An 11,385-nucleotide genomic window follows, 5' to 3' on the forward strand; every position below is an offset into this window, starting at 1 on the left:
ATCGCTTGAACAATTTTACGAAACAACAAATTCACGGTAACCACCACAAATAAAAGTTGTGCTTATGCTAAAACAAAGATTAGCTATCAGTCTTCTCTTTAAACTCACACAAATCTTCAATCAAACAGCTGCCACATTTAGGTTTACGCGCGGTGCACACATAGCGGCCATGGAGAATAAGCCAGTGGTGGACATCTACCTTAAACTCTTTTGGTACCACCTTTTCTAGCTTTTGCTCGACTGCCACTACATCTTTACCCATAGCAAATTTGGTGCGGTTGGAGACGCGGAAGATATGGGTGTCTACGGCAATAGTCGGCCAGCCAAAAGCGCAGTTTAGTACCACGTTGGCGGTTTTTCGGCCGACACCCGGCAGTGCTTCTAGTGCTTCACGGTTTTCAGGAACTTCGGAGCCGTGTTTGTCAACGAGGATCTGACACATTTTATAGACGTTATTGGCTTTTGAATTAAATAAACCAATGGTTTTGATATAGTCTCTTAAGCCCTCAAGGCCAAGCTCCAGAATTTTCTCAGGTGTGTTGGCAACAGGGAAGAGTTTGCGCGTTGCTTTGTTCACCCCAACATCAGTGGCTTGTGCTGAGAGGGTAACGGCAACTAAAAGCTCGAATGGTGACGAGTATTCTAGCTCGGTTTCAGGGTGCGGATTTTCGTCCCTAAGTCGCGTGAGTATTTCTATACGTTTTTGTTTATTCATAAGATTTACTTGCTAAATTCGATGACGGTAGCATGCAGTTACTTTCATTAAGCAGCGATAGTGACGGTATCGCTGCAAATTGGCATTATTATTACCGCATTAGTTTAAGTTAGTGACCCGTGCTCTAGGACCTTTTACTTCTTCGGCTGTTGGCGCTGCTTTGGCTTTGAGCTGAGCGTCGATAATGTTTTTAGCGGCAATCAAAAAACCAAGGCCCAAAAAGGCGCCTGGTGGCAGGATTGCAACTAAAAATTGATGATCGAATGAGAAGATCTCAATACGCAATACACTTGCCCAGTTGCCAAGGAGTAGCTCGGCACCATCAAATAGTGTTCCTTGACCAATCAATTCGCGCATTGCACCCAGTACAAATAGCACCAGTGCAAAACCCAGCCCCATCATTAAACCATCCCAAACCGATAACAACGGACTATTCTTCGAAGCGAATGCCTCGGCACGACCAATAATGGCGCAGTTGGTCACGATCAACGGTATAAATATGCCAAGGGACTGATACAGACCAAAGGTATAAGCGTTCATGAGTAGTTGAATAACCGTAACAAAGGCGGCGATGATCATCACAAAAACAGGAATACGAATGTCTTTTGGCACCCAGTTTCTCACCACCGATACGGTAAAGTTAGAACCAACCAGTACCAGTAATGTGGCAATACCAAGCCCCATGGCATTGGTTACTGTTGAAGTTACTGCAAGGAGTGGACACAGCCCTAAAAGCTGTACCAGTGCAGGGTTATTTTGCCATGTACCTTCTTGAAAGAGCGATTTAAACTGACTCATTGCGACACCTCGCAAGTATTAGGCGCGTTAAATAGCACATCAAAATGCGTTTTGGCAAACCATGCGGCCTGATTTACCGAGGTTACCACAGCGCGTGGGGTAATGGTTGCGCCAGTAAATGAATCAAATTGACCGCCGTCTTTTTTCACATTCATTTTAGGGTCTTTTTCACCTTCAACTTGAACGCCATTGAAAGTCGTTACCCAAGCCGACTTTGCCAGCTCTACCTTATCACCAAGGCCTGGGGTTTCTTCATGGCGCGTTATACGCACACCTGAGATCAGACCTTGTCTATCGATAGCGGTTAAGACATCAATATTGCCACTGTAGCCTTTCGGGGTGATATGTCTCACTAAAAGAGCTGAGGGTTCACCATTGAGTCTGGCTCTGTAAATGGTGTGTGGGCCGCCTGGGCCGAGTTCTAAGGCGTTGCTGGTGGTGCAATCCAAATACAGAGTATTGTCGTACTTATCTGCTGCAATCACCTGAGAAAGTAGTTGCATCAGGTGCTGCTGCTCTTGGCTGGCAATTTTATCTTTAGTGAGGTCATTAATCAGTGCGACCGCTCCTGTTGTTGCCAGTGCAAATGCCGCAAGGATGAGGCCATTTTTCTGCATCGATTGAATTATCATGATTTAGCTCCATGACCATAAGTACGAGGCTGAGTGTAATGATCGATAAGTGGTACTGCCATATTCATGATCACAACTGCAAATGCAACGGCGTCTGGATAGCCACCAAATTGACGAATAACATAGACTGTTAAGCCGATTGCCGCGCCGTAAATCAGGCGACCTAAGTTAGTGGTAGAGGCCGACACCGGATCGGTGGCTATAAAAAAGGCACCAAGCATAGCGCCGCCACTTAACAAATGGAATAGGGTGCCCGGCTCTGATTCAGGGGCGATGATATAGCCAATTGCGCTAGCAAGGCCAAGACTGGTAATAAAGGCTGCAGGAATATGCCAGTTGATCACTTTGGCTTTTAGCAGATAAAGACCACCTAGCAAAAAGGCCAGGTTAACATATTGCCAACCAAGTCCCGCAAGTGCTCCAAAACCCTGCTTATTCATCGCCTCATTCACGGTTAAGCCTTGCGAGACTGCGGTTTTTACCGAGTCTAATGGCGTGGCACCAGTCGCACCGTCAATCACCCCTGCACGCCATACGTCAAGTGAGACACCTTGGCTGGTGGACTCGGTAAAGATCATCGCGAGTTGGTCGACAAAGCTTAGCGACTCTAGCGTGAGCGCTTGAATAGGTGACCATGAAGTCATTTGTACAGGGAAGGAGATCAGCAATAATACATAGGCCGCCATGGCCGGGTTGAAAAGGTTAAAGCCTAGGCCACCGTATAGCTGTTTTACAATTGCGATGGCAAAAAATGCGCCAATGACAGTTATCCACCAAGGGGCTAGTGGCGGAATACTGATGGCCAGTAGCACAGCAGTGAGCCAAGCACTACCGTCGCTGAGGCTGTGCCATATCGCTCGACCTCTTAGCTTTAGCACTAGCGCTTCAGCAAGGCTTGCGGTAATAAGCGCCAAAGCCAACTGGATCAATACACCAAAACCAAAATAGTAGGTTTGGACTAAGATCCCGGGAATACAGGCTGCCATGACGGTCATCATGATTTTGTTGACCGACTTATGGCTATGATTGTGCGGGGATGAGGCCATGGTTAGTTTCATGACGGTTCATTTCCTTCTTGTTCTTTCGCTTGCTTCTTCGCTTTTGCTCTTGCAATTGCGGCTTTAACGGCGGCTTTTTTACGTGCTTCAGGGCTGGCTTGTTGCTGCTCAGATGTGCCCTCAGCACCTTGCTCTGTACCGCTGGAGTCTGTTTCTGATCCCGCCGTTGGCTCATTTGTTTCTTCGCCTTGCTCACTCACGCTTTCGCCAGCTTCTTGTGCCTCTTTAGCGGCTTTTTTGGCCTTAGCTCTGGCAATTGCGGCGGCAACGGCAGCTTTGCGTGGATCTTCCTCGGCGCTTGCCGTTGGAGCGGCTTCTGCTTGTTCGCTCACGCTTGCGCCAGCTTCTTCCGCCTCTTTAGCAGCTTTCTTGGCCTTAGCTCTGGCAATTGCGGCGGCAACGGCAGCTTTACGTGGATCTTCCTCGGCGCTTGCCGTTGGAGCGGCTTCTGCTTGTTCGCTCACGCTTGCGCCTGCTTCTTTAGCCTCTTTAGCAGCTTTCTTGGCCTTAGCTCTGGCAATTGCGGCGGCAACGGCAGCTTTACGTGGATCTTCCTCGGTGCTTGCCGTTGAGGCGGCTTCTGCTTGTTCGCTCACGCTTGCGCCAGCTTCTTCCGCCTCTTTAGCTGCTTTCTTGGCTTTAGCTCTGGCAATTGCGGCAGCAACGGCGGCTTTACGTGGATCTTCCTCGGCGCTTTTCGTTGGAGCGGCCTCTGATTGTTCGCCTGTGCTCTCGCCAGCTTCTTCCGCCTGTTTAGCGGCTTTCTTGGCCTTAGCCCTGGCAATTGCGGCAGCAACGGCTGCTTTACGTGGATCTTCGTCAGCGTTATCGGTTTGAGCACTGTGTGAAGCTTCAGCTTGCTCGCTTATGCTTTCACCTGCTTCTTCCGCTTCTTTAGCGGCTTTCTTGGCCTTAGCTCTTGCAATTGCGGCGGCAACAGCGGCTTTTTTATCGCTTGGCGCTGCATTGGCTTCTGGTTCAGCTGTGTCTTCTGCGGCTGCTTTTTTGGCTTTAGCCCGGGCGATTGCAGCAGCCACAGCTGTCTTTTTATCATCTGCTGCGGCTGGCTCAGATTCAGGCGCAGTTTGGGCCGCGGCTTTTTTCGCCTTAGCGCGAGCAATGGCGGCGGCTACTGCATCTTTTTTATCTGTGCTTTCAGGCTGGTCAGTTTTTTCTTCTTTATATTTACGCGCCTGCGCTTTGCGTTTTGCACGCTCTTCAGCAATGGCGCTGTTATCCGGCTCTAACTCGCCGTTCTCACCTCGTTTGGCTTTGGCGCGTGCAATCGCAGCTTGGACCGCGGATTTATCTGACTGCTTATCTTTAACGCGTGAGAGTGCTTCTTGCACTTTTTCTTTATCTGCGGCTTTTGGTGCAGCGCCCGCCGAACGGCGTTTATGTTTATTTTGGCGTTCTTCTTGTTCGCGCTCTAAGCGCTCTTTTCTCGCTTCAAAACGCTCTTTAGCACGCTCTGCTTTGACTTGTTCAAGCTTTTGTTCGCGAATGTCGGCTTTGGCTACACGATAGTATTGCACCAAGGGGATTTCGCTTGGACAAACATAAGAGCACGCACCACATTCGATACAGTCAAAGAGGTTGTATTCCTCTAACTTTTGGTACTCTTTGCCTTTAGCAAACCATTGTAACTGCTGTGGTAATAAGCTTTGAGGGCAGGCATCTGCACAGGCACTACAGCGAATGCATGCCTTTTCGTCCCCCGGGATCGCAAGTTCTTGGTTGTCTGGCGCGAGTATACAGTTGGTGGTTTTGACCACTGGGATCCTAACCGATGGCAAGGTAAAGCCCATCATTGGACCGCCCATGACTACGCGCTGCGCCTCTACTGGTGAAAAGCCTTGTGAGTCTAGCAGGTGCTTTATTTCAGTGCCGAGTAAAGCCCACACGTTGCTTGGCTGAGTAATGGTATTACCGGTCACGGTAACTACACGCTCAATAAGTGGTTTACCCTCAAAAATGGCTTGCCAAATTGCGAACAGTGTTCCAACGTTCTGCACTAGAACGCCGATATCCGCTGGTATTCCAGCACTTGGTACTTCTTTGGAAGTTAATAGCTTGACCAGTTGCTTTTCACCACCAGAAGGGTATTTGGTTGGCACACTACGGACTAAGATATCCTGATTATGCTGAGCCGCTGCGGCGATCGCCGCAATGGCTTCAGGTTTATTATCTTCAATGCCAAATAACACTTTTTGTGGCTTCAATATGCCTTGTAGCACTTCGACGCCTGCGATGATTTCTTTGGCGTGCTCACGCATCAAACGATCATCGGCTGTAATATATGGTTCGCACTCAATGCCATTGACGACTAAAAACTCAATGGGCTTTGGGCTGTCTGCTTTGACATAGGTTGGGAATCCCGCACCGCCCATACCGGCAATACCAGCTTGGTGGATAATATCGATAAGCTGTTTGTTATCAAGCGTGCTAATGTCGCTAATAGGATTCAGTGGTGTCCACTTATCTTCACCGTCTGGGCGCAAAATAATACTGAGCTCAGGTAGCGCGGATGGATGCGCCGACGGCATCGGTTTTATCGCTTCAATGGTGCCAGATGTGGGGGCGTGAATGGGCAGCGACCAGTTCGTGCCTGGAGCCGTCAATGCTTGACCCTTAAGGACGTGATCGCCAGAGTTAACTAACAGGCTACCATTGGCACCAATGTGCTGCTTTAGTGGCAGGATTAGTTTATCAGGCAAAGGTAAACGAGCAATCGGTTGTTGGTTGGATAATGTCTTTTGCTCTGGTGGATGGATGCCACCTGGGAACTGCCACAGTTTTCCGCTTTCTATTTGTTCAAGTAATGTTTCCACTTAAACCTCTTAATCAATCTGTGTCACAGGAATGGCGTCTAGCTGCCACTTCCACGTTTGCTTGGTCTGTGCAACCGGGATCATATCAATACAATCGACCGGGCAGGGCTCGACACACAGATCGCAGCCTGTGCACTCGTCGATGAGCACGGTGTGCATTTGTCTGGTTGCACCAACGATAGCATCCACGGGGCAAGCTTGAATGCATTTGGTACAGCCAATACATTCGTCTTCACGAATGTAAGCCACTTTCTTGACCGGCTCTGCGTCTTCTCCGCCAGCCAGTGGCTTTGCTTCTACGCCCATTAAGTCCGCCAGTTTTTTCACTGTAGCTTCACCGCCGGGAGGGCATTTATTTACATCATCGCCATTCGCAATCGCTTCAGCGTAAGGTCGACAGCCGGGATAGCCACACTGGCCGCATTGAGTTTGTGGCAGAATAGCGTCTATTTGTTCAACAATTGGGTTGCTTTCAACTCGGTATTTCACTGCTGCATAGCCAAGCACAATACCAAAAATAAGCGCCAGCGCACCCAGTGCAAGTAATGCGTAAAGTAATGTCATATCTAAAACTTAACCAATCCAGAAAAGCCCATAAACGTAAGCGACATAAGTCCTGCGGTGATCATCGCTATCGATGCGCCTTTAAAGGGTGTCGGCACGTCAGCGACAGCCAAACGCTCACGCAAAGCGGCGAATAGCACCAAAACCATAGAAAAGCCAACCGCAGCGCCAAAACCATAGACTGCAGACTCTAAAAAGGTGTGGTCTTTTTTGATATTAAGTAGTGCGACGCCTAGTACAGCGCAGTTGGTGGTGATCAAAGGTAAGAAAATTCCCAGTAACCGATACAAGGTTGGACTGGTTTTACGTACCACCATCTCTGTAAATTGCACAACCACAGCGATAACCAAAATAAAGCTCATCGTTCTTAAAAAAGTGAGATCGAGCGGCAATAAAATATACTGATTGACCAAATAGCTGGTGACTGAGGCTAGCGTAAGAACAAAGGTGGTCGCTAACGACATTCCCACTGCGGTATCCAATTTTCCAGATACCCCCATAAATGGACATAAGCCCAAAAATTGGACTAAAACGAAGTTATTCACCAGCACGGTGCCAATGAGCAACAAAATGTATTCGGTCATTCCTGCCTCTATAACTTATTCACTTTATGCGGGTTTTCCCGTCAAATCGAGGTGATAGTTAACTGTATTAAAGAACTTACTAGGTGCAAGTTTTGACTGGGTTTAATTCTGCTAAAAATACTTTTTAGTAGAATTAAACCGATAGCACCGTTCCGCTTTGAATTTTTTAAGTGAAAACATGTGCCTTGCTATCATTTAAGCTAGCGTCTCACATTTTATGAGGCTGTAGCTTGTCATGTAATGCTGACAGTTTTCATTCAGTTATTAGCAAGTAATCCTAATTCAGAGTTTGCTTATCAGGCTAAATATATGATTTTTTAGCAATAAAATCATAGTGATAGAGTGATTTTATTGCTAGATATTGGATTACCGCTAGCGCCGAAATAATCTTCAAGCTTATCTTTGTGAACTTCTTAAGATCCCATGGACAAACTTGAATGATAATTCCTGCCAATAGTAACACAGATTGTAACTGGTGTGGCAAATGATAGTGTGTGAAAGTCAGCGCAATGGCAGCGGGAAAGGGAAGGGCAAATACGTTGCCCTTGGAACTTTCGTTAAACTTGGATAAGGGGAGAATTATCCAAGCTCAGGTTACTTAGATTTCTTTTGGTTTTTCGATGTAATAGCCTTGTACACCGTCCAAACAAAGCGTTTCGACTATATGTTTCTCTTCTTGGCTCTCGATACCTTCGGCAAATACGTTGACACCGATACGGTGCGCAAGGTCAACCATTAAACGCATAAAATATTGATTATTCTTGTCTTCTTCAAGACCACGAGTATAGCTTGCATCCATTTTGATATAGTCAGGCTTTAAGTCTCTAAAAAACTTAAACGACGTTAAACCCACACCAAAACGCTCAACGGTGATACGAGCGCCGGCACGATGCACCATATCAATAAAGCGCTTACTGGCTTTAATATTTTGCTGTAAGCCAAACTCGCTAACTTCAAATACCAGTTTAGAGGCGAGATTGGTTTCTTTTAACAAACGACGCTCTAACCAGATCACAAATTGATCGTTATGAGCGCTCGATGCGGTGACATTGATCCCAAAATACTTTTCATTAAAGTTACGCGTTTTGATAAGTTCTAGCGAGGTGTCGATGATCAGCTGATCAATCTCGATGGCCATTTCCAGCTTTTCCGCCATGGCAAGGAAAGAAGCCGTTGGTAGCATCTGTCCTTCTTCAGTTTTGAAGCGAGACTGGATCTCAGCATAGGCCTTAGAATTTTTACCAATTGGCATGATATTTTGCATCATCAAGCTAACACGTTTGCTGTTGATCACATCGCGGATCACGCGACGCCAGTTTTGGTTGCCAAATCCAGCACTAACGTTATTCACTAGGTCAGATTCACGCTGAATATGCCAAGCATTGGCTTGCTTGCTTTGTGCCATACTCATGGCATTATCAACAACCGAGAGTAGCTCTCCAAGTGGTTTACCGTTTTCGTAAGGTACAATCCCAGTGTTTGCAACCGATGATAGTTCTTGGTTTTGCTGGAACTGAGTAAAACGTGCTTGCAGTGTTTCACCAAACTCTTCCGCTTCTTTACTTGGCACATTGGGTAAGATCACTGCAAAATCGGAACTATTTAAACGGAACACCTGGCTGCCGGCATAAGTACCGGTGACGTGTTTGATGATATCCGATACCGACTTAATGTATTCATCACCTTTTTGATAACCACGAGTTTGGTTAATGACCTGCAATTCAGAACAGCGGATCATCGCCAACGAGCCAAATGCCTTTTTAGCTGATGACTCGATATACTGCTCGTAATGTTCAACGAACATATTGCGGTTGCCAAGATCGGTGACTACATCTTTATACGCTTCTTGCTTGATAGTGTGAGCGGCATTTTTAATGTCTTCTTGCTTTGACTTTAAAAAGCTAGCTAATCGTTTAAAAGAGGGGACTAAATCATGCCCGAGTTCCGCCACTTTGCCATCATTAAAATCGAACTCAATATTGTCGGTAACTTGGTTTTGCGTGATGTAAGAATCTACAGCATTGGCCACTGTCATACTAACGTTGCGATTAAGCTTTTTATAGACGCCTTGCATAAAGAAAACAGGAATAAAGGCAACTAACGCTGAAATAACGATAAGTAGCAGTAGGGCTTGTTGTAGTAATTGCGCCTGACTTTGTGCATTGATCAAGAATTCAATTTTGATGTCTTTGGTATCGTTAACAGCAAATTGGGGGCGAATAGCATTGATATTTGATTCTATGAGTTCGGCGATAAAGGGGAGGTTGCTTGGTGTGTTGACTTGCAAAACAGTTTGGCCGTCAAAGTCTCGTACGATAAAAGTTGAGAAAACATCCCCGCTATTTAAGGCCTGACGGATATGTTCAGGAGTAACTTCAGTGAGTTTCTTATCCTTTATATACTCTGTCACCATGGTATGGGCACTTTGTTGTGCTTTGTTGATTGCAGAGTCAAAACTTGTTGCGAAAAAAAAGCTACCAATCAAGGAGAATAATAGCCAAGAGGTGACTTGGAGTACGATAAGTTTTTTAAAACCAGCCATAGTACGCTTCTTAAAGAGAGTTATTCCATAGTATCGGGTGCATTGCCAATTTCTTTATCAAATTCATCGGTTTGATTTTTGTCTGGTCGATAAATTGCAGAGAAGGTTGTTATTCGGGCAAATGCAGTGAGAATATTGCTTGTAGAGTAGTGTAAATGCTGGAAAAAGTCTAATGCTTTCGTGGAATTGGCTCCCCCTCCCCGACTCGAACGGGGGACCTGCGGATTAACAGTCCGTCGCTCTAACCAACTGAGCTAAGGGGGAACAATTTGGAACTTTAGGAATGCTCTTTTGAGCACTATCTTATTGATTGGCTCCCCCTCCCCGACTCGAACGGGGGACCTGCGGATTAACAGTCCGTCGCTCTAACCAACTGAGCTAAGGGGGAACTACAATAAGATGTTGACTTTCCGGTGAAGGAGTGGCTCCCCCTCCCCGACTCGAACGGGGGACCTGCGGATTAACAGTCCGTCGCTCTAACCAACTGAGCTAAGGGGGAATAGTCAAGTGTGAGAATTTGGCTCCCCCTCCCCGACTCGAACGGGGGACCTGCGGATTAACAGTCCGTCGCTCTAACCAACTGAGCTAAGGGGGAAGCGTATCTCTCAACGGGGCGAAATATTAATGACGACATTGCAAGGTGTCAACCACTAAAATCACAGAAACGTAAAAAACTCTACTAAGCGATGAATTAATGCGCTATTTGTTGGCTTTTTAGCTTGTTTAGTATTATTGATATAGGTCCTGTTGACCTTTGCTGTTTGATTTTTGTTCCCCAGAGTGGGTTTTGAGCGCGGCGCTCGACTTGCCGCCTAGTAATCTAAGCAAAAGTTGAGTGATAAGTAATTTATCATCGTTAATATAATGACTCTTAGCGAGTTTCGGTTTCAAAAACCTCATATCATGAAGAGCTGCAAAATATGAAATAGAAGCTGTTGTATAAAATTCCTAAATCATCATGCAGGGGGATGTCGAATAAAATTAACATATACAGTATTTACTGTTTATCTATACAGTGATATATTCTGTTTAATGTATTTTTTGAACGTTTTGTTTGAATTATATCCCTAACTGCTCATTTTATGATGTTTTCTTGAGATCTTTAAATCATTGCAATTGTCACGTGAATGAGATCAATGAGGGTGAATAGTGTGATATTGATAATCTCTATTTAAACGCGGTGTAGCAAACAGTAAGTAGTTACTATCGTCAAAGTGAGAATCAATAAATTAATAAAAAATTCAATTAAAACAGTTGTATATGTGATCCTCGTTATTTTTAGTAGCTAGATGCTTTTTACTTCCAGAAGCAAGGTTAGCCTAGAGATCTAAATTGATCCAGTTGTTGTTTTAAGAATGATCACACTAAACTCGCCGTTGATCAAAATTACTCCAAGCTGAAAACCTTTATTCTATTGGCTTGGAGCGACTTATCCACGGAATCTGTGGATAACATTGTTTATTATTATTTGAGAAGTATTGCAAGACTATGAAATTAGGGCGCTGCAGCCGTTTCAAGTAAAATTCGATAAATATTTAATTTCAAAAATATCAATAGGTTATATTTGATTGGTTATTTTTGTTTATTTGTTGCTCAGTGTGAAGCTTTTATGAACTTTTTACCTTTTTGGTTGTGCAAAAAACATGCTACTTTGCAAGCGA

At 45.5% G+C, this 11,385-nt stretch carries 8 protein-coding genes and 4 tRNA genes; all 12 read right to left on the reverse strand.

Going from position 1 to position 11,385, the window contains the following annotated elements:
- Positions 1-79: 79 nt before the first annotated feature.
- The 12 genes from nth to QSH61_RS04650 all read right to left on the reverse strand — a co-directional run bounded on the left by nth (position 80) and on the right by QSH61_RS04650 (position 10,319).
- Complete coding sequence (gene nth / locus QSH61_RS04595; RefSeq protein ID WP_039491909.1) at positions 80-715, reverse strand: endonuclease III; 636 nt, start codon at positions 713-715, stop codon at positions 80-82.
- A 99-nt stretch (positions 716-814) separates the two neighbouring features.
- A complete protein-coding gene (locus QSH61_RS04600) occupies positions 815-1,513 on the reverse strand; it encodes an electron transport complex subunit E (RefSeq protein WP_206471278.1) in 699 nt (232 codons plus the stop codon).
- Positions 1,510-2,145, reverse strand: a complete 636-nt coding sequence (gene rsxG, locus QSH61_RS04605) for an electron transport complex subunit RsxG (RefSeq protein WP_206471277.1) — start codon at positions 2,143-2,145, stop codon at positions 1,510-1,512. The genes QSH61_RS04600 and rsxG overlap by 4 nt, the downstream gene beginning before the upstream one ends.
- Positions 2,142-3,203: an electron transport complex subunit RsxD gene (rsxD, locus tag QSH61_RS04610; RefSeq protein WP_206471276.1), complete on the reverse strand. Its 1,062-nt coding sequence runs from the start codon at positions 3,201-3,203 to the stop codon at positions 2,142-2,144. The genes rsxG and rsxD overlap by 4 nt, the downstream gene beginning before the upstream one ends.
- Positions 3,200-6,034, reverse strand: a complete 2,835-nt coding sequence (gene rsxC / locus QSH61_RS04615) for an electron transport complex subunit RsxC (RefSeq protein ID WP_286123325.1) — start codon at positions 6,032-6,034, stop codon at positions 3,200-3,202. The genes rsxD and rsxC overlap by 4 nt, the downstream gene beginning before the upstream one ends.
- 9 nt (positions 6,035-6,043) lie before the next feature.
- The gene (gene rsxB / locus QSH61_RS04620) at positions 6,044-6,598 is read right to left on the reverse strand and encodes an electron transport complex subunit RsxB (RefSeq protein ID WP_010370380.1); all 555 of its coding nucleotides are present in this window, start codon (positions 6,596-6,598) and stop codon (positions 6,044-6,046) included.
- A gap of 2 nt (positions 6,599-6,600) precedes the next feature.
- On the reverse strand, positions 6,601-7,182 hold the full coding sequence (gene rsxA, locus QSH61_RS04625; protein ID WP_206471289.1) for an electron transport complex subunit RsxA: 582 nt from the start codon (positions 7,180-7,182) through the stop codon (positions 6,601-6,603).
- A 598-nt stretch (positions 7,183-7,780) separates the two neighbouring features.
- Complete coding sequence (locus QSH61_RS04630) at positions 7,781-9,724, reverse strand: EAL domain-containing protein (RefSeq protein WP_174170851.1); 1,944 nt, start codon at positions 9,722-9,724, stop codon at positions 7,781-7,783.
- Between the two features lie 187 nt (positions 9,725-9,911).
- A tRNA-Asn gene (locus QSH61_RS04635) sits at positions 9,912-9,988 on the reverse strand.
- Between the two features lie 47 nt (positions 9,989-10,035).
- Positions 10,036-10,112 (reverse strand) — tRNA-Asn (locus QSH61_RS04640).
- 34 nt (positions 10,113-10,146) lie between these two features.
- A tRNA-Asn gene (locus QSH61_RS04645) sits at positions 10,147-10,223 on the reverse strand.
- 19 nt (positions 10,224-10,242) lie between these two features.
- Positions 10,243-10,319 (reverse strand) — tRNA-Asn (locus tag QSH61_RS04650).
- Positions 10,320-11,385 lie beyond the last annotated feature (1,066 nt).

It is taken from the genome of Pseudoalteromonas sp. JC3 (genome assembly GCF_030291895.1).
Lineage (GTDB): Bacteria > Pseudomonadota > Gammaproteobacteria > Enterobacterales > Alteromonadaceae > Pseudoalteromonas.